This window comes from uncultured Methylovirgula sp., from assembly GCF_947646745.1.
Classification (GTDB): Bacteria; Pseudomonadota; Alphaproteobacteria; order Rhizobiales; family Beijerinckiaceae; genus Methylovirgula.
The window spans coordinates 1-17,348 of record NZ_CANSHK010000023.1; the positions used below are offsets into that span (position 1 = coordinate 1).

Annotated in this window: 19 protein-coding genes; 13 read left to right on the plus strand and 6 right to left on the minus strand. The window is 63.7% G+C overall.

Annotated features, from left to right (window positions below; genetic code table 11):
* Window positions 1-150: 150 nt before the first annotated feature.
* A complete protein-coding gene (locus tag Q0025_RS08305) occupies window positions 151-1,056 on the minus strand; it encodes an alpha/beta hydrolase (RefSeq protein WP_297297892.1) in 906 nt (301 codons plus the stop codon).
* A gap of 81 nt (window positions 1,057-1,137) precedes the next feature.
* Here Q0025_RS08305 and Q0025_RS08310 point away from each other — a divergent pair, with 81 nt between their 5' ends.
* Complete coding sequence (locus Q0025_RS08310; protein ID WP_297297894.1) at window positions 1,138-1,521, plus strand: response regulator; 384 nt, start codon at window positions 1,138-1,140, stop codon at window positions 1,519-1,521.
* On the opposite strand, the gene Q0025_RS08315 is transcribed toward Q0025_RS08310, so the two are convergent.
* Window positions 1,516-3,813 carry a lytic transglycosylase domain-containing protein gene (locus Q0025_RS08315; protein ID WP_297297896.1) on the minus strand — a complete coding sequence of 766 codons (2,298 nt, stop codon included), beginning with the start codon at window positions 3,811-3,813 and terminating at the stop codon, window positions 1,516-1,518. The genes Q0025_RS08310 and Q0025_RS08315 overlap by 6 nt on opposite strands.
* Window positions 3,814-4,045: 232 nt before the next feature.
* Between Q0025_RS08315 and dapA the strand changes: the two genes are divergently transcribed.
* Together dapA and smpB are read left to right on the plus strand one after the other, a co-directional pair.
* The gene (dapA, locus tag Q0025_RS08320) at window positions 4,046-4,939 is read left to right on the plus strand and encodes a 4-hydroxy-tetrahydrodipicolinate synthase (protein ID WP_297297898.1); all 894 of its coding nucleotides are present in this window, start codon (window positions 4,046-4,048) and stop codon (window positions 4,937-4,939) included.
* Window positions 4,940-4,951: 12 nt separating this feature from the next.
* Window positions 4,952-5,428 carry an SsrA-binding protein SmpB gene (gene smpB / locus Q0025_RS08325; protein ID WP_297297900.1) on the plus strand — a complete coding sequence of 159 codons (477 nt, stop codon included), beginning with the start codon at window positions 4,952-4,954 and terminating at the stop codon, window positions 5,426-5,428.
* A 17-nt stretch (window positions 5,429-5,445) separates the two neighbouring features.
* Here the strand turns inward: smpB and Q0025_RS08330 are convergent, their stop codons facing one another.
* Window positions 5,446-6,108 (minus strand): uracil-DNA glycosylase, encoded by a 663-nt coding sequence (locus Q0025_RS08330; protein ID WP_297297902.1) that lies wholly within the window; start codon window positions 6,106-6,108, stop codon window positions 5,446-5,448.
* A gap of 135 nt (window positions 6,109-6,243) precedes the next feature.
* Entirely contained in the window at window positions 6,244-6,861 is a 618-nt protein-coding gene (locus tag Q0025_RS08335) for an NYN domain-containing protein (RefSeq protein ID WP_297297904.1), read from the minus strand.
* Between the two features lie 322 nt (window positions 6,862-7,183).
* On the opposite strand from Q0025_RS08335, the gene rpoZ reads away from it, so the two are divergent.
* The 7 genes from rpoZ (at window position 7,184) to era (ending at window position 13,651) form a co-directional block, all read left to right on the plus strand.
* On the plus strand, window positions 7,184-7,579 hold the full coding sequence (gene rpoZ / locus Q0025_RS08340) for a DNA-directed RNA polymerase subunit omega (RefSeq protein WP_297297906.1): 396 nt from the start codon (window positions 7,184-7,186) through the stop codon (window positions 7,577-7,579).
* A 141-nt stretch (window positions 7,580-7,720) separates the two neighbouring features.
* Window positions 7,721-9,934 carry a bifunctional (p)ppGpp synthetase/guanosine-3',5'-bis(diphosphate) 3'-pyrophosphohydrolase gene (locus tag Q0025_RS08345; protein WP_297297985.1) on the plus strand — a complete coding sequence of 738 codons (2,214 nt, stop codon included), beginning with the start codon at window positions 7,721-7,723 and terminating at the stop codon, window positions 9,932-9,934.
* Entirely contained in the window at window positions 9,931-10,692 is a 762-nt protein-coding gene (locus tag Q0025_RS08350; protein WP_297297908.1) for a pyridoxine 5'-phosphate synthase, read from the plus strand. Before Q0025_RS08345 ends, Q0025_RS08350 begins: the two co-directional genes overlap by 4 nt.
* Window positions 10,689-11,111 carry a holo-ACP synthase gene (acpS, locus tag Q0025_RS08355; protein ID WP_297297911.1) on the plus strand — a complete coding sequence of 141 codons (423 nt, stop codon included), beginning with the start codon at window positions 10,689-10,691 and terminating at the stop codon, window positions 11,109-11,111. The genes Q0025_RS08350 and acpS overlap by 4 nt, the downstream gene beginning before the upstream one ends.
* 179 nt (window positions 11,112-11,290) lie before the next feature.
* Window positions 11,291-12,046: a signal peptidase I gene (gene lepB / locus Q0025_RS08360; RefSeq protein ID WP_297297987.1), complete on the plus strand. Its 756-nt coding sequence runs from the start codon at window positions 11,291-11,293 to the stop codon at window positions 12,044-12,046.
* Window positions 12,046-12,744, plus strand: a complete 699-nt coding sequence (gene rnc / locus Q0025_RS08365; protein WP_297297913.1) for a ribonuclease III — start codon at window positions 12,046-12,048, stop codon at window positions 12,742-12,744. Before lepB ends, rnc begins: the two co-directional genes overlap by 1 nt.
* Entirely contained in the window at window positions 12,731-13,651 is a 921-nt protein-coding gene (gene era / locus Q0025_RS08370) for a GTPase Era (protein ID WP_297297916.1), read from the plus strand. Before rnc ends, era begins: the two co-directional genes overlap by 14 nt.
* A gap of 102 nt (window positions 13,652-13,753) precedes the next feature.
* On the opposite strand, the gene pqqA is transcribed toward era, so the two are convergent.
* Complete coding sequence (gene pqqA, locus Q0025_RS14940; RefSeq protein WP_115837109.1) at window positions 13,754-13,831, minus strand: pyrroloquinoline quinone precursor peptide PqqA; 78 nt, start codon at window positions 13,829-13,831, stop codon at window positions 13,754-13,756.
* Between the two features lie 212 nt (window positions 13,832-14,043).
* Between pqqA and Q0025_RS08375 the strand changes: the two genes are divergently transcribed.
* The 3 genes from Q0025_RS08375 to recO are packed head-to-tail and all read left to right on the plus strand — an operon-like array spanning window position 14,044 to window position 17,019.
* Window positions 14,044-15,606 (plus strand): HAMP domain-containing sensor histidine kinase, encoded by a 1,563-nt coding sequence (locus Q0025_RS08375; protein WP_297297918.1) that lies wholly within the window; start codon window positions 14,044-14,046, stop codon window positions 15,604-15,606.
* The gene (locus Q0025_RS08380; RefSeq protein WP_297297920.1) at window positions 15,594-16,289 is read left to right on the plus strand and encodes a response regulator transcription factor; all 696 of its coding nucleotides are present in this window, start codon (window positions 15,594-15,596) and stop codon (window positions 16,287-16,289) included. Before Q0025_RS08375 ends, Q0025_RS08380 begins: the two co-directional genes overlap by 13 nt.
* 7 nt (window positions 16,290-16,296) lie before the next feature.
* On the plus strand, window positions 16,297-17,019 hold the full coding sequence (gene recO / locus Q0025_RS08385) for a DNA repair protein RecO (RefSeq protein ID WP_297297922.1): 723 nt from the start codon (window positions 16,297-16,299) through the stop codon (window positions 17,017-17,019).
* Window positions 17,020-17,023: 4 nt separating this feature from the next.
* Here the strand turns inward: recO and Q0025_RS08390 are convergent, their stop codons facing one another.
* Complete coding sequence (locus tag Q0025_RS08390; protein WP_297297924.1) at window positions 17,024-17,266, minus strand: hypothetical protein; 243 nt, start codon at window positions 17,264-17,266, stop codon at window positions 17,024-17,026.
* Window positions 17,267-17,348: the final 82 nt, after the last annotated feature.

The following is a 17,348-nucleotide window of genomic DNA, read 5'->3' on the forward strand; positions in this document are numbered from 1 at the left end:
CCCTCGATAGGGCTTTACAACCCTATAACGGTTTAGCAAACCGCCGCCTTCAGCCTCTCGGCCACGTCTCCAAAGCGGTGCCGGTCCATATGCCCGAGGCGAGCGCATATGGCAAGGCGGCGGGGTCGGGCGGAGCCCGATTTCCAAACCTCAGCCCTTGTCCGCCTCGGCGACGAAGGCCGCGATCCGGGCGATCGTCGCCGCATCCGCCAGCAAAGGCGGATGGCCCTGGCCTTCGACGACATGCGTCGCGCAATTTCTGTGGCGGCGGGCCATTTCGACGAAAGTTTCCTGCGACAGGACATCGGAATTGCTGCCGCGGATGACGAGCAAGGGCACGTCGGCGAGCGCTTCGAACAAGTCCCAGGATTGCGGCAGCGGTTCGTCGAGGCGCAGCTTGTCGAGCGGCTTCACCAGATTGGGGTCGAAGGTGGCGCCGAACGTGCCGTCGAGCTTTTGAAACGAGGCGCGCGCATAAAACTCGAAATCGGCGTCGGAGAGCGCCGGAAACTGCGCGCTCATCGCCTTGCGCACATAATCGATCGCGTCGGGGAGCGAATTCGGCGCCGCGGGGTGGCGCAGATATTGGCGGATGCGGGTCAACCCTTGCAGTTCAACGACGGGTCCGACATCGTTGAGCACCGCGCCGCGCACCAGCGCCGGCCGCGCTGCGGCGAGCGCCATCGCGTGAAAACCGCCGCGCGAGGTGCCGACGAAGATCGCCGCGTGAATCTCGACGGCCGCCAATTGGGCGAGAATGTCGGCGGCCTCGACGCTCAGGTCGTAGTGGCGCCAGTCCCGGTCAAAGTCCGATTCGCCGCGGCCGCGGTAATCGAGGGCGACGACGCGGCGCTTGCGGCCGGCCGCGCCCGCCGCCAAAGCCTCGGCCAGCGGGGCGAAATCGGCGCCATTGCGGGCGAGCCCAGGCAGACAGACGACGGGCAGGCCCGGATCGAGGGGGCTACCGTAATCGCGCAGATGCAGCCGCAGGCCGTCTTCGGCGCTGACGAACCAATCGACGAACGTGGCGGCAGGCGTCTTGGGGGCGTGAGTCATGGCGAGACCGGTCGAAAACGCTTCTTTTACCATGCTGCGGCAAACGGGGAACTTATCTCGATTTTTAGCGATTTCCCCGCCATGAGCACATTCGATCCGTCCCGCTGCCGCGTTCTGATTGTCGAGGACGAATGGCTTGTCCGCGAGATGATGGCCGATGTGCTGGAAGAGACGGGCTTTACGGTCAGTCTGGCGGCGTCTGCCGCAGAGGCGTTACGCGTCTTGCGGCGCGACCCCCCGATCGATCTCGTCGTCAGCGATATCGAAATGCCGGGCGTCCTCGACGGCGTTGATTTGGCGCGGCTTCTGCGATCGCAGCGGCCGGAGATCGGGGTGGTGATGGTCTCGGGATGCCGCCCGCGAACGCTGCCGCCGGGCGTGCTTTTTCTCGCCAAGCCCTTTGTCCCCGCGGAGCTCTTGCGGGTCCTGAGCGACCTTGCCGCGCCGGTCCGCGCCGCCTCATAAACCGGCTGACGCTTCGAGCATCGAATCGATGCGGACCGGCGCCGTCTTGGCGGACATGCCGCCGGACGTTCCTGGCTCGGCCTTGGCCGAGCGCAGCGCGGCGAAGCTTGCCTGATACATGGTCCAATTCTCCATCACCCGCTGCACATAATTGCGCGTTTCGGTGAAGGGGATGCGTTCGACCCAATCGATCGGATCGACGCCCGGCGTCCGCGGATCGCCGTGGGCGTCGATCCATTCCTTCACATGTCGGCCGCCGGCATTATAGGCGGCGAAAACGAGGATCGGCGAGCCACGCTGCTCGAGCAGCAATTGGCCGAGATGGGCGGCGCCGAGCTTGGCGCTGAAAGCCGCATCGCTCAACAGCCGGCCGGCGTCAAAATCCATCTTGATGTGATCGGCGGTGCGTTTTGCCGTTGCGACGATCATCTGCATCAGCCCGCGCGCGCCAGCGCCGGAAACCGCATGCGTATCGAATTCGCTTTCTTGCCGCGCGATGGCGTAGACGAGCGCCGGCGGCGCCGAATTTTCCGCCGGCGTATAAGCGGGAATGCCATAGGTCGGGAAGGCAAGCGCGTCGATCAGGATGCCGCGCTGGGCGAGAAGCTTGCCGATCACGAGAGCCTCATGGGCGTCGCGCTGCGCGGTGATGACATCGGCCAAAGCGGCGACCTGGGCCGGCTCGGTCAGGTGCTGCGCCGCGCAACTCGCGAGCGCCATGGCCAAATCCTTTTCACCCAGCGCGAAAAAAAGCTCGACGATCCGGACCGCTTCGTTGCGTGCCGCGCCGCGCGCGGCCGGGGTTGTGACACTGCGCGGCGCAAGGCCGTGGAGGCCAAGCCGGGCGCCCGCCAATTGGCCGTAATAGGTCGCGGCGCGTGCAGCGGCCTTTTCATAAAAGGCCTTGGCGCGCTGATCGGCGTCGTCGGCCTGCGAAACTTCCGCCGTGCGGCCCTGCCAATAAGCGATGCGGGCGATCGAGATCGGCGTCTGCGCCAGCGCCGCAGCGGTCGCGAAATGTTTGGCTGCCCGTGCCGGGTCGTTGAGGAAACGCAAGGCGATCCAGCCGGCGTGGAATTCCGCGTCGATCTTGGCTTCCGTCGATTCCGCCGTATGTTCGGCGCAAATCCGATAGGCGGTGGCGAGATCGCCGGCGTCAAGCAGTTTGCGCGCCAGGAGCCGGCGCTCCGTCCACCAGGCGTCGCCGTCGACGAGCAGGGCAGGGTCGCGCGGCGCGGCCAGCATCAGCGCCGCGGCTGCATCGTCCTTGTCTTCGTGGCGCAGTCTATGGATTCGGGCAAAGAGAAACGCCGGGTCGCTGCGCATATCCGGCGGCACGGCATCGAACATTTTGTCACTGGCCGCCTCGTCATTGATCGCCGCATGCAATCGGGCGAGCACGACGTAATCGGGATTGACCAACACCGCGTTGCGCAGGCCGCCGGCATTGTCGCCTTCATAGAGCAGGTGGTCGGCGCGGGCCTTATAGTCGGCGGCCGAAAGATAGGCGCCGAATTCGCCGCGCACATGCGTCTCGAGTGAGGCGGAAAGCTGCGAATGCCGCCAGACGTCGCGCACCAGTGCCTGCGCTTCGGCGTCCTTGCCTTCGCTCTTCAGAGCCCGCGCCTCGGCCAGCTTGCCGAGGGCCGTCTGCGGCGCGGCCGTGGCGAAGAAACTGTCGATCAGCGCCGGATCGGCATGAGCCTGATAAAACCCGTCTTCGATCCGGTGGACGAGGAAATCGCGCGCTGGCCAATCGGGATGCGCGACGAGAAAGGCATCATATCGGTCCCGGCCGGCGTCGCGCGAATCGCGCAGGGCGACCCATTCGAGAGCGGTGCGGACGATCGGGTCGCTCGCGCGCGCCGCCTGCACATCGCCTTGGCTCAGATCGCCGGCTTTATAATAGGGCAGAGCTTCCCGCAGTCCGGTCGGGTTCAGGCCGAGCGCGACGATCGGATCGACCGGCGGGCTGCCTGCGGTTTCGCCGCGGTTGGCAAGCTGCGGATGGGCGCGCCCGGATTGGAAAAAATGCTCCAGCTCGGACGTGGCGTCATTGAACAAGCCGGCGAGCCAGGACACCATATGCGCGCGGGCTGGCTCGCTGCCGTCGAAATCGGGCGCCGGCAGAACCGAAACAAGCGCGAGCGCCGCGACAAAGCCAAGCCCGAGGCCGCCGAAAAGCCAGGGAACGCGAAAGGCCCGACGCCGGGCGGCGGCCTTGCCAGTCTTGCGCGGCTTCGCGCTGGCGCGAGCCGGCGGGCTTCGCGGAGCTTTGCGCGGCTTTGTCATTCTGTCGGCCGATTCGTTAACAAGCGCGAATCCTTTCCGCGCGCCGCGGCGCGAGCAGGACAAAACGATCTCCGGACTTTTATAATCAATGGCTTGCCGGAGGTTGCGCACCGGCGCCCGCAGGCCTTGTGCAAACGAGCGGCAACACGCACATGGACTTGACGGGCTAATTGTCGGAAGAGACAGGTGCAAAACTAAGGCAATCCCCATTATCGAAGAAGGAATCGCCCAGATGGGCAAGAAGGCCGCTTTCAAGGGCTCGATCACCGCCCTGGTGACGCCATTCGCAGCGGGCCGGTTCGATGAAGGCGCCTATCGCGCCTTGGTCGATTGGCAGATCATCAACGGCACGCACGGCTTGGCGCCGGTCGGTACGACCGGCGAGAGCCCGACGCTCAGCCATGCCGAGCACAAACAGGTTGTCGAAGTTTGCGTCGCCGAGGCACGCGGCCGCGTGCCGGTGCTTGCCGGCGCCGGCTCGAACAATACGCAAGAGGCGATCGATCTTGCCCGCCATGCCGAAAAGGTCGGCGCCGATGGCGTGCTCGTCGTCGCGCCCTATTACAACAAGCCGTCCCAAGAGGGGCTTTACCGCCATTTCAAGGCGATCAACGACGCGATCGGCATTCCGATCATCCTCTATAATATTCCGCCGCGCTCGGTCGTCGATATCTCCGTCGATACGATGAAGCGGCTCTTCGAGTTGAAGAACATCGCCGGCGTCAAGGATGCGACCGGCAATGTGGCGCGCACTGCCTTGCAGCGTGACGCGCTCGGCGCCGATTTTATCCAGCTCTCGGGCGAGGACATGACCGCGCTGGCGGTTCTGGCGCATGGCGGCGACGGCTGCATTTCCGTCACCTCGAACGTCGCGCCAAGGCTGTGCGCCGATTTTCAGGAGGCGGGCCTCAAAGGCGACTTCAAGACCGCGCTTGCCATTCAGGACCGCCTGACACGGCTGCATGCGGCGCTGTTCGTCGATCCCAATCCGGCCGGGCCGAAATATGCCCTCTCGCTGCTGGGCAAGATCGCCAACGAACTGCGCCTGCCGATGCTGCCGGCCTCGCCCGCCGCGCAGGACGCGGTCGCGGCCGCCATGCGGCATGCCGGACTGTTGCCGAAGTAACGGGCGATCGCATTGGCAGAAAAGAAAGAGACGCGCTTCAAGGTCGTGGCGGACAACCGCCGCGCCCGTTTCGATTACGAGATCGGCGAGACGTTTGAGGCGGGACTGGTGCTGACCGGGACGGAAGTGAAGTCGCTGCGCACCGGCAAGGCTTCGATCGGCGAGAGCTACGCGAGCCTCGACAAGGCCGGCGAACTTTACCTCGTCAACGCGACGATCCCGGAATATCTGCAGGCGAACCGCTTCAACCATGAACCGAAGCGGGCCCGCAAACTGCTTCTAAACGCTCGCGAAATCACCCGTCTCGCCAAAGGCCTCGAACGCGAAGGCATGACCCTCGTACCGTTGAAGATTTACTTTAACGCGCAGGGCCGCGCCAAGCTTGAACTCGCGCTCGGCCGCGGCAAGAAATTGCACGACAAGCGTGACACCGAGAAGCAGCGCGATTGGAATCGGGAGAAGAGCCGCCTGTTACGCGACCGCGGCTGACGGCTCGATGCGCGCGTTCATGAACGGCGCGAAGTCTCGAGTTCGGCGCAGACCTCCTTGAAGAGCGCCGCGAACATGTCCGCCGTCAGGACGCCAGTGTTCGTGTTGTAGCGTGAGCAATGATAGCTGTCGAAGAGAACGAACCGCTGTGTCTTGCTGTGGAACCGGTGCCGGCGGCCATGCGCGAAAGGGCGGGCGGCGAGCTTTTCGCCTGCAGCCCGGACGACCTGGTCGTGGGCGATGCGGCCGAGTGCGACAATGACCGTGAGGCGCGGCATGGCCGCGATCGTCGCGGCGAGAAAACCGCGGCAATGGGCAATCTCCTCCGGCAACGGCTTGTTTTGCGGCGGCACGCAGCGCACGGCATTGGAGATTGCGCAATCGACAAGGCGGAGCGTGTCGTCGGGCCGCTGTTCGTAAATGCCGGTCGCGAGGCCGCAATCGAGCAAAGTCGCATAGAGCAGATCGCCGGCGAAATCGCCGGTGAACGGCCGGCCGGTCCGATTGGCGCCGCGCAGACCGGGCGCGAGGCCGACGATCAAAAGCCGCGCGTCGCGCCCGCCGAACGTCGGCACAGGGCCGTTGAACCAATCCGGATGGGCGATGCGGTTGTCGTTGCGGAAAGCCACCAGCCGTGGGCAACGCGGGCAGTCGTGATCAGGCGTATCCGGCGCCGCCACGCGGTCTAAATCTGGCTCTAGGACGCTCACCGGGCAGTCCTAAAACATCTGCGCCAAAAGGCAAACGCGGCCGGGACGAAATCCACGACGAGACCCTGCGAAGCGGCGCCGAATGGGTCCGGCGCCGCGTTTCACTCAATCGTCGAGGACGTCCTCGTCATAGCCTGCCGGCACCGTACTCGTCTGCCGGCGCTCCTGATGGAATTTCTGCGCCCGCTCGGGCCGCTCGTTCGGGTCGCGCCCGATCTTTGCGGCGAGATGGACGAGGTCGATGAACTCATCGGCCTGGCGGCGCAATTCGTCGGCAACCATCGCCGGCTGCGTCGTATTGGTCGAGACGACCGAGACGCGCACGCCCTTGCGCTGCACCGCCTCGACAAGCGAGCGGAAATCGCCGTCGCCGGAAAAGAGCACGACATGGTCGAGATGCTCGGCCATTTCCATGGCATCGACGGCCAGTTCGATGTCCATATTGCCCTTCACCTTGCGGCGGCCCAGCGAATCGACGAATTCCTTCGTCGGCTTGGTGACGACAGAATAGCCATTGTAATCAAGCCAGTCGATCAACGGACGGATCGACGAGTACTCTTGGTCCTCGACCAGCGCGGTATAATAGAAGGCGCGGACGAGCTTCCCCCGGTTTTGGAACTCCTTGAGCAGCCGCTTATAATCAATATCAAAGCCGAGGGACTTCGCGGTCGCGTAGAGGTTTGCGCCGTCAATGAAGAGCGCAATACGTTCCTGGTCTGCCATTAAGGTGTCTCATGCTTCTTGGTTTTTGGTTGCAACTGCACTAAAGCGGCACGCGACGCGACAAAAATGCCCTTAGTGTCGGTACGGTTAGCCCGCCTAGGCGGATAATCACTAGATGTGGTTTCCAACGCTCCTCGCGTCAACCCCGCCCCATTGAAATTGACGGATATGCTATCATATAACGCAGATTAACCTGTTTTAAGCAAAGTCGTATGAGTGCGCGCTCAGAATGGCCCGAGCGGCTAAGGCGGTTGATGAGACTCTACGTATTTTGTAGAAAAACCCAAACCCTTACGACGGCATTTCAAGGAGAGTTGAACAAATGGCACGCGTCACGGTTGAGGATTGCATCGATAAAGTCGAAAACCGATTTGATCTGGTGTTGATTGCCGCTCATCGCGCGCGGATGATCGCATCCGGTTCGTCGATCACGGTCGATCGCGACAACGACAAAAACGCTGTTGTCGCGCTGCGCGAGATTGCCGAAGCGACGCTTACGCCGGAAGATCTTAAAGAGGATTTTATTCATTCGCTGCAGAAGCATGTCGAAGTCGACGAGCCGGAGGCCGAGGCTGTGCCGGCGCTGACGCCGGCGGTCGAGAAGGTCCAATCCGATGCGCCGGGCGATGTACAATTCGATCGTATGACCGAAGAAGATCTGCTTCGCGGCCTCGAAGGTCTCGTCCCGCCGGCGGAGACGGAAGACGACAGCGACTGAGTTATCGGCAGCGGGGCCGAACCGAATATTGGCGACCTCGGTTAGCGAGATTGCCGGCGCGAGGCGCTGAGACGGCTTTGTTCAGGAGCGTGGCCGCGCATTGGCGCCGCCGCGCCGGACTTCATGGAATCGACCCGAACCATGATGCGGCAATACGAACTCGTCGATCGCGTCCGGCGCTACAATCCGCATGCCGACGAGGAACTGCTGGACCGCGCCTACGTCTATGCGATGAAGGCGCACGGGGTCCAGAAACGCGCATCCGGAGATCCGTACTTTTCCCATCCGCTGGAAGTCGCCGCGATCCTGACCGACCTTAAGCTTGACGATGCGACGATCGTCGCCGCGGTTTTGCACGACACGATCGAAGATACCGGCTCGACACGCGAAGAGATCGACAAATTATTCGGCGCCGACATCGGCCGTCTCGTCGAGGGCCTGACCAAGCTCAAGCGGCTCGATCTCGTCTCTAAACGTGCCGTGCAGGCGGAGAATTTCCGCAAGCTGCTGCTCGCGATCGCCGATGACGTGCGCGTGCTGCTCGTCAAGCTCGCCGACCGGCTGCACAATATGCGCACGCTGCAATTCGTCCCGCCCGAAAAACGCGAGCGCATCGCGCAGGAGACGCTCGACATCTATGCGCCGCTGGCCGGGCGCATGGGCATGCAGAACATGCGCGATGAGCTCGAGGATCTCGCCTTCCGGCATCTGATGCCGGAGGCAAGCGCCTCGATCAGCAAGCGGCTCAACGAACTCAAAAAGAAGAACGGCAAGATCATCGCCAAGGTCGAGCAGGAATTGCGCGATCTGTTGTCGGCGCAGGGTATCGAGGCGACGGTCGAAGGCCGCCAGAAGCAGCCCTATTCGGTCTGGCGGAAGATGGAGCGCAAGTCGGTCGCTTTCGAGCAATTGTCCGATATTTTCGGCTTCCGCGTCTATGTGAATACGATCGAGGAATGCTACCGGGTCATCGGCGTCGTTCACACCAAATGGCCGGCCGTGCCGGGCCGGTTCAAGGATTATATCTCGACGCCGAAGGAGAACGATTACCGCTCGATTCATACCACCGTCGTCGGGCCGGGACGCCAGCGCGTCGAGCTTCAGGTGCGCACCCACGAGATGCATAAGATCGCCCGCTACGGCATTGCCGCGCACGCGCTCTACAAGGACGGCAAGGTCGATGACCGGGAGACTTTGGCGAGCGAAAGCCGCGCCTATCAATGGCTGCAGCGTACCATCGATATGCTGGCCGAGGGCGACTCGCCGGAAGAATTCCTCGAGCACACCAAGCTCGAACTGTTTCACGATCAGGTCTTCTGCTTTACGCCGAAGGGGCAGCTCATCGCCCTGCCGCGCGGCGCGACGCCGATCGATTTCGCCTATGCGGTGCATACGAAGATCGGCAATTCCTGTGTCGGTGCCAAGATCAACGGCCGCGCCGCGCCACTCGCTGCGCCGCTCGAAAACGGCGACGAGGTCGAGATCATTCGCGCCGAAGGCCAAGTGCCGCCGCCGGTCTGGGAGAGCCTGGTGATGACCGGCAAAGCGCGCGCCGCGATCCGTCGGGCGACGCGCGATGCCGTGCGCGCGCAATATACCGGGCTCGGGCGGCAGATTGTGGTGCGCGCCTTCGAGCGCGCCGGCAAGCCCTTCGCCGAGGACAAGCTGAAAGCCGCCTTGCCGCGCTTGGCGCGCGCCAGCGTCGATGATGTTCTGGCGGCGGTCGGCCGCGGCGAGATTTTCTCCGGCGACGTGGTGAAATCGGTTTATCCGGACTTTTCCGAAGAGCGCAAATTGGGGCCGCAGCCGCCTCTGCCGCCGCCAAGCGAATCCGGCTGGTTCGGCCTGCCGAAGGCATCGAGTCTTGTGTTCAAGTTTCCGGAACGCGGCGAAGCCGATGGCCGGCCGATGCCGATCTATGGCTTGCGCGGCGATTTGCCGGTGCGTTTCGCGCCGAACGGCGGTGCGGTGCCGGGCGACCGTATCGTCGCGATCCTGACGCCGGGCGAGCATATCACCATTTATCCGATCCAATCGCCCGACCTGACCGCGTTCGACGATCAGCCGGAACGCTGGCTCGACGTGCGCTGGGACCTTGACGCCGGCAAGCGCAATCTGTTCCCTGCGCGTATTCTGGTGACGGCCATCAACGAGCCGGGCACTTTGGGGCTCATCGCCAGTACGATCGGCGAAATGGGGGCGAACATCGATACGATCTCGATCAATGCCATCTCGCCTGACTTTCGCGAGATTACTGTCGATCTCGAAATCCCGGACCTGAAACATCTGAACGGTCTGATTACCGAATTGCGCACCAAGCCGGTCGTCAGCAAAGTCGAGCGGGTGAACGGATGAGCGCTCCGGCTCCGCGGCTTGGCGTCAACATCGACCACGTCGCGACATTGCGAAACGCGCGCGGCGGCGGCGCACCCGATCCGCTGCGCGCGGCGCAGATGGCGATCGAAGCCGGGGCTGACGGCATCACCGCGCATTTGCGTGAGGATCGCCGCCATATCCGCGATGACGACATGGCGCGGCTCAAGGCGCATATTGCCAAGCCGCTGAATTTCGAAATGGCTGCGACGGGCGAAATGCTCGATATCGCGTTGCGGACAAGGCCGCATGCCGCCTGCCTCGTGCCCGAACGCCGCGAAGAGCGCACGACCGAGGGCGGCCTCGACGTGATCGGCGGCCATGATCATCTGAAGCCTTTCACCGCCGAATTGTCGCGCGCCGGGATCGTCGTCGCGCTGTTCATAGAGCCCGAGGGCGATGCGATCGAGGCGGCGCGTTCGATCGGCGCCCCCGCGGTCGAATTGCATACCGGCGCCTGGTGCAATGCCGTGGCCGGCGGCCATCATGCCCAGGCCGAGGCCGAGTTTGCCCGGTTGAAGGCGGCGGCGGCGAAGGCCGTGGCGCTCGGCATCGAATGCCACGCCGGCCACGGCCTCGATTATGAGACGGCGCGCCAGATCGCGGCGCTGCCGCAGATCGTTGAACTCAATATCGGCCATTTCCTCATTGCCGAGGCGATTTTCGTCGGCCTCGAAGCCGCGATCCACAAGATGCACGCCGCAATGGCCGCCGGCCGGGCCGGGGCGCTCGTTCTATGATCCTCGGCTTCGGCATCGATCTTTGCGACATCCGCCGGGTCGAGCAGCTTCTGGAGCGGCACGGCGAGCGTTTCGTGCTGCGCTGCTTTACCGAGGCCGAGCGCGACAAGTCGGAGGCGCGCGCCGCGCGCGCGGCCTCCTATGCCAAACGATTTGCCGCCAAGGAGGCCTGCGCCAAAGCCCTGGGGACGGGCCTCGCCCGCGGCGTCTTTTGGCGCGACATGGGTGTCGTCAATCTGCCGTCCGGCAAGCCCAGCCTGCTGCTTACGGGCGGCGCGGCGGTGCGCTTGGCAGGACTGGTTCCGGCCGGTCACGATGCCGTTATCCATTTGACTTTGACCGATGAATATCCTTTCGCGCAGGCGCAGGTGATCATCGAGGCGGTAAAAATTTCAGCCGCGAACACGGAACTGCCCTGATTGCCCGTCAAGCGGGAGGGTGGGGCAAAGGCGTCCGCTCGCGTGCTTTTCATGACGAAACCGACACTTCACCCTCTCCCGGGCGCATGCTAAGGAGCCCGGCTCCCGAGTGCCCGCGCTCGACCGCGAGCTGAAAGAAACGGTCCATGACGACGACGGATGAAAAAGGCTACGGTGCAATGGAGCAGGGCAAGAAGGCCGGCGCTTTCGGCGAGTTTTTTAAGGTCATCATCCAAGCGGGCCTTATCGCGCTCGTCGTACGGACCCTGCTGTTCCAGCCGTTCAATATTCCGTCCGGCTCGATGATCCCGACCTTGCTGATCGGCGATTTCCTTTTCGTTTCCAAATATTCCTATGGCTATTCGAACCATTCGCTGCCGTTTAGCCCGCCTTTGTTCAAGGGCCGTATCTTCAGTTCGCCGCCGAAGCGCGGCGATGTCGTCGTCTTCAAACTGCCGCGCGATGGCCAGACCGATTACATCAAACGCGTTATCGGCCTGCCCGGCGACACGATCCAGATGAAAGACGGTCGGCTTTACATCAACGGCACGATCGTGCCGCGCGATCCCATCAGCAAGGTCAAGACGGAAGACCTATTCGGCCATGTCCGCGAAGTGCCGACCTATATGGAAACTTTGCCGGGCGGCGTGAAACATACGATCATCGAGATCGAGGGCGATACTGGCTTTTATGACAACACCGGCATCTACAAAGTGCCGCCCGACAATTATTTCATGATGGGCGACAATCGCGACAATTCGACTGACAGCCGCGTCCCGCCCGACCAGAACGGCGTCGGCTATGTGCCGTCGGAAGATCTTGTCGGTCGCGCCGAGATGATCTTCTTTTCCATCAAGCCGGATACGCCGGCCTGGGCGTTTTGGGAATGGCCGTGGACCGTGCGTTGGGACCGGCTGTTCAAACCTGTCAGATAATGGCGGGCAAGCTCGGCGACATCGCCGCGCTCGAAGCGAGCCTCGGGCATCAATTCGCCAATCGCGGGCTCGTCCAATTGGCGCTGACCCATGTCAGCGCCTCGGCGGCGCGTCACGACAGCTATCAGCGGCTCGAATTTCTGGGCGACCGCGTGCTCGGCCTCGTCGTGGCGGAGATGCTCTATGACAACTTTCCCGCCGCAGACGAGGGAGAATTGTCGCGCCGGCTCGCCGATCTCGTGCGGCGCGAGAGCTGCGCCGAGGTGGCGCGGGAATGGGGCCTCGAAAGCCACGTCCGGCTCGGCGACAGCGAGCGCCAGGCGCGCGGCACGGCCAAGGATGCGATCCTCGCCGACGCCTGTGAATCGGTCATCGGCGCGATCTTCCTCGATGCGGGCTATGAGGCGGCGAAAACGGTCATCAGCCACGTCTTCGCGCCGCGCATGCGAACACCGCGCCGGCCTCTGCGCGATCCCAAGACTGCTTTGCAGGAATGGGCCCAGGCACGCGGGCTTGAGACGCCGCTCTATCGCGAAACGGGCCGCACCGGGCCGCATCATGCGCCGGAATTCACTGTCGAAGTGGCCGTGACAGGTTTTGCGCCGGCCGCGGCGAAAGGCAGTTCGAAACGCAGCGCCGAGCAGGCGGCGGCGCTTGCCTTTCTGAGCCGCGAAGGGATTGGCGATGAACGAGCCTGAAGCGGCCGAGGCACAAAGACGCTGCGGTTTTGTCGCGCTGATCGGCGCGCCGAATGCCGGCAAATCGACACTGCTCAATCAGCTCGTCGGCGCCAAGATCTCGATCGTCTCGCGCAAAGTGCAGACGACGCGCATGCTCGTGCGCGGCATTGCCCTTGAAGGCGAGGCGCAGATCGTCTTCGTCGATACGCCGGGCATTTTTGCACCGCGCCGGCGGCTCGATCGCGCCATGGTGGCCTCCGCCTGGGGTGGGGCCGCCGATGCCGACGTCGTCGCGCTGCTTGTCGATGCCCGCAAGGGCCTCGACGGCGATGTTTCAGAGATTCTCCGCGCGCTCGAAAACGTCAAAGCCAAGCGCGTTCTGATCTTGAACAAGATCGATCTCGTCGCCCGTCCGGCCCTGCTCGAACTTGCGGCCGCGGTGAACGACAGGCTCGGCTTCGCCGAGACGTTCATGATTTCGGCGGCGACGGGCGATGGCGTTGCGACGCTCAAAGAGCATCTTGCGGCCATGATGCCCGCCGGCCCCTGGCTTTACCCCGAGGACCAGATTTCCGAAGCGCCGATCCGGGCTTTGGCGGCCGAGATCACCCGCGAAAAAATCTTCGAACGCCTCCACGACGAATTGCCCTACCAATCGACGGTCGAGACACAATCCTGGGAAGAGCGGCCGGACGGCTCGGCGCGGGTCGAGCAGACGATCTATGTAACCCGCGAGGCGCACCGCAAGATCGTGCTGGGCGAGGGCGGGCGCACGATCAAGGCTATCGGTACCGCGGCGCGCAAGGAGATCGCCGAAGCCGCCGAGCAGACGATCCACCTCTTTCTCTTCGTCAAAGTGCGCGAGAACTGGGTCGACGATCCGGAGCGCTATCGCGCCATGGGGCTCGACTTTCCGAAGAATTGAGACCCGGCAGGGGCGCCTTCGACGCGGATATAAAAAAGCGGCGGAGAAACTCCGCCGCTTGAACTTCTCGATGCTGTCCCGGCGATGAGGCCGGAAGGATAATCAGAACTCGCTCGACTCGTAAGCGGTGACTTCCATGCCGACGCAGACTTCGCAGATCGTGGGGGTCGTCCAAGCCATGGTTCTCTCCTATCTGACTTCCAAGCTGCCGGAGGCAGCCGCGAAACTTACAGGTTGGAAGATAGGTCATCGGGCGCCGATTTGGTCAGAGATTGGCAAGATCGATGTAAGAATTTTGTCAGGACCGCCGTCTTGGATCGTTTTTGCGGTGCAATAAGCGCCGCCGCTACCAACCGCCACCCGCGCCGCGCGGAAAATGCTAAAGATTCGGCATGAGCCTTGATCTCTCCCGGCGCCGCGCTTTCAGCCAGGGCCGCACGCAGCGGCCCGCCGCTTCGCGCGGACTTTTGTGGTTTGCGATCCTGCTCGCGTTGCCCTTGGCGATCTTCGGCGTGTTCGCTTTCTATCTGTTTGGCGCCGATTATGCGGTCACCCGGACGCGCGAGGCGGCCCAGGCCGAGCGCCAGGCCGCCGATCTCGGCGATGTGGCGAGCGCCACGCTCGAATCGAAGGCGGACGGCGCCATTGCGCAGATCGCCGCCGCTCTGGCCAAAGGCGGCCCGAACCTGTTGCGCAATCTGCGTGTCGCAAGTTTCGTCAACGAGGTGCGCTTTCTGCTGGTGCACGACAGTAACGGCCATGTCGTCCCGATCGCGACGGGCACGGTTGAATCCGAAAACGACTTCCTGCAGCGATACGGCGGTCTGCTTGCGACGCTGCGGGGGCAGTTGGGCGCCGCGGGCGCGCCGTGGAAAATCGGCATCTGGACCGTCGGCGAGACGCAGATTTCCTATGTCCGCTGCCAACGCCTCAACGACACGCGCGACATCTGCATCATCTTCGACGAGATCACGCTCGATCCGGTACTCGAAGAGGCGCTCGACAAGGCCAGCGCCAAACTCAACGACCGGCTGTTGATTTTGCGCGATCCGGTCGGCCGCGCTTTGTGGAGCCACGGGCCGACCAATCTCAGCACATCGGCGATCTCGGATCTCTCCGGCTCGATGCGCGGCTGGCGCATGGAGACGTCGACGCCGGCCAGCGCGCATCATGGTTTGCTGCCGTTGCTCGCGATCACCGTGCCGCTGATCGGCTGCTGGCTGCTGCTGATCTGGTATATGTATCGCAATCAGCAGGCTCGCCTGCTCGAGAGCGCATTCCGCAGTGAAATGACCGCCAAGCTCTCGCACGATCTGCGCACGCCGATCGCCAATCTGCGGCTCTATACCGATCTGCTGCTGCGCCGCAGCGGTGACGAGGCTGCGGTCAGCCGCTATGGCGCGGTGATGCGGGCGGAGGTCGAGCGGCTCGCGCTTTTGGCCGACAATACGATCGTCTATGGGCGCACCGCCGCGCCGGCGCCGGTGCGGCTCGAAAAGGCGGTGCCCGATGTCGTCGTAGACGCGACCATCGCGCGCTACGAAAATCTGTTTGCCGCCGGGGGCTCGACCATTGAGGTCGCGCATAACGCCGCGCGCGCCGGATTTTTCGATCGGATGAGTTTCGAACGCATTCTCATCAACCTCATCGACAACGCCAATAAATACGCGCCGGGCCGCATTCTCGTGGCGACCGGCGAAGCGGACGGAATGCTGACCTTGACGGTGCGTGATTTCGGCCGCGGCCTCGATCCGGCTGCGCAGGCGAAATTGACGGCGCTGGTGCAGCCGGGCGGCGGCGCCAAGGATGGTTTCGGCCTCGGTCTCGTCGTGGTGCGCGAACTTGCCGAGTCAAACGGTGGGCGCGTAACAATCGAGAATGCCGATCCCGGGCTGCGCGTGACAGCGACGATGAAGATCAAGGAATCGGCGAAGGAGGCCCCATGTCCATCTTGATCGCCGAGGACGATCAGCATCTGCGCGACGGCATCGTCGACCTTCTGACGCTCGAAGGTTTCACCTGCCGCGTTGCCGGCGACGGCGCCAAGGCGCTGGCTTTGTTCCGCGAGGAAAAGCCGGAGATCTGCGTCTTCGACGTGATGATGCCGGTGATGGACGGGCTGAGCCTGCTGCGCCACGTGCGCAAGCTCGATGCGGCCGTGCCAATCCTGCTCCTGTCCGCGCGCGGCGAAGAGGGTGATCGCGTGGGGGGGCTCGAAATCGGCGCGGACGATTATATCGCCAAGCCCTTCAGCGCCCGCGAACTCGTGGCGCGCATCAAGGCGGCGCTGCGGCGGACCAAGGCGCAGACGCCCGCGCAGGATGGCGAAGGCCGCATCCATATGGGCGATATCGTCATCGACCCGAAAGCCATGCGCGCCTTCCGCGGCGATCAGAAGATCGATCTGACCAATCGCGAAGTGGCGATTCTCGCCGCGCTCTATGAACGGCGCGGCCAAGCCGTCTCGCGCGACGAATTGTTCGATCTCGCCTGGGGCCGCGATTATATGCCGAACAGCCGCGCGCTCGACCAATATGTCTCGGCCTTGCGCAAGAAGATCGAGATCGATCCGGCGGCGCCGCGCATCATTCGCACGGTGCATGGCGTCGGCTACCGCCACGACGTCGACGAGGCCTGAACCGCGGATGGAGTGGCACGACGAGGGACTGATCCTCGGCCTCAAAAAGCACGGCGAAACGAGTGTCATCCTCGAAGCGATGACGCCGGCGCATGGGCGCCATCTCGGACTGGTGCGGGGCGGCCGTTCGAAGCGCTGGCAGCCGCTTTTGCAGCCGGGCAATAGCGTCGAACTCGTCTGGCGCGCCCGGCTCGACGAACATCTGGGCCTTTATGCCGTCGAAGTGACCAAGCCGCGTGCCGGGCAAGTAATGACGAGCGCCCTGGCGCTGCATGGCCTCAATCATCTCGCCGCTTTGCTGCGGCTGCTCGCCGAGCGCGATCCGCATCCGGCGCTCTACGAGACGGCTTTACTGATCGCCGATCATCTCGGCGATGCTCGCGTCACTCCGGCGGCGCTGGTGCGCTTTGAGCTCGCGATCCTTGCCGAACTCGGCTTCGGCCTCGATCTGTCTTGTTGCGCGGCGAGCGGGGTGCGGGACGACCTGATCTATGTGTCGCCGAAGAGCGGCCGCGCCGTCTCGCGGCTCTCCGGCATCGCCTATCAGGATCGCTTGCTGGCCTTGCCGGATTTCCTGCGCGACGCCAATGCCGAGGCCGATGCGGAGGCAATCGCGCAAGGCTTCCGGCTCACGGGGTATTTTCTGGAGCGCGATATTTTTGCGCCGCGCGGCGTCCGAATGCCGGACGCGCGGCACGCCTATCTGGCCGAGCTCAGCCGATTGCGCTGAAGGCCTATTCCACGCTCGCACAGACGTGGCGGGCGATCTTGCGGCTCACGCCATAGCCTTCATCGAGCGCGAATTCCTCGATATGGCAGCCGGAGGAAACGCCCGGCTGCGCCTCGCGGGCGGCCAAGCCACCACCGGCCGGCGCGCCGATCAAAGCCACCGCGAAAATCGCCGCGCCAATGACCACACCCAGGAACAGAACGATTTTTCCGATCACGCTCTTGTCACCCGAAGCCCAAGCCTTCATTACACCGCGCATGCGGCCGAACCACAGTGCGCCGACGCACCCGCCAACGCGAATCGCGGCCCCCTTTTAAGGGGGCCGCCGC

Bases quoted from the DNA above. Each gene is read 5' to 3' on its own strand.
- rnc (WP_297297913.1), top strand. From the start codon at position 12,046: ATGGCGGGCAAGCTCGGCGACATCGCCGCGCTCGAAGCGAGCCTCGGG.
- Q0025_RS08375 (WP_297297918.1), top strand. From the start codon at position 14,044: ATGAGCCTTGATCTCTCCCGGCGCCGCGCTTTCAGCCAGGGCCGCACG.
- dapA (WP_297297898.1), top strand. From the start codon at position 4,046: ATGGGCAAGAAGGCCGCTTTCAAGGGCTCGATCACCGCCCTGGTGACG.
- Q0025_RS08310 (WP_297297894.1), top strand. From the start codon at position 1,138: ATGAGCACATTCGATCCGTCCCGCTGCCGCGTTCTGATTGTCGAGGAC.
- lepB (WP_297297987.1), top strand. From the start codon at position 11,291: ATGGAGCAGGGCAAGAAGGCCGGCGCTTTCGGCGAGTTTTTTAAGGTC.
- Q0025_RS08305 (WP_297297892.1), bottom strand. From the start codon at position 1,056: ATGACTCACGCCCCCAAGACGCCTGCCGCCACGTTCGTCGATTGGTTC.
- Q0025_RS08315 (WP_297297896.1), bottom strand. From the start codon at position 3,813: ATGACAAAGCCGCGCAAAGCTCCGCGAAGCCCGCCGGCTCGCGCCAGC.
- pqqA (WP_115837109.1), bottom strand. From the start codon at position 13,831: ATGGCTTGGACGACCCCCACGATCTGCGAAGTCTGCGTCGGCATGGAA.
- Q0025_RS08345 (WP_297297985.1), top strand. From the start codon at position 7,721: ATGATGCGGCAATACGAACTCGTCGATCGCGTCCGGCGCTACAATCCG.
- acpS (WP_297297911.1), top strand. From the start codon at position 10,689: ATGATCCTCGGCTTCGGCATCGATCTTTGCGACATCCGCCGGGTCGAG.
- Q0025_RS08390 (WP_297297924.1), bottom strand. From the start codon at position 17,266: ATGAAGGCTTGGGCTTCGGGTGACAAGAGCGTGATCGGAAAAATCGTT.
- rpoZ (WP_297297906.1), top strand. From the start codon at position 7,184: ATGGCACGCGTCACGGTTGAGGATTGCATCGATAAAGTCGAAAACCGA.
- recO (WP_297297922.1), top strand. From the start codon at position 16,297: ATGGAGTGGCACGACGAGGGACTGATCCTCGGCCTCAAAAAGCACGGC.
- Q0025_RS08335 (WP_297297904.1), bottom strand. From the start codon at position 6,861: ATGGCAGACCAGGAACGTATTGCGCTCTTCATTGACGGCGCAAACCTC.
- era (WP_297297916.1), top strand. From the start codon at position 12,731: ATGAACGAGCCTGAAGCGGCCGAGGCACAAAGACGCTGCGGTTTTGTC.
- Q0025_RS08380 (WP_297297920.1), top strand. From the start codon at position 15,594: ATGTCCATCTTGATCGCCGAGGACGATCAGCATCTGCGCGACGGCATC.
- Q0025_RS08350 (WP_297297908.1), top strand. From the start codon at position 9,931: ATGAGCGCTCCGGCTCCGCGGCTTGGCGTCAACATCGACCACGTCGCG.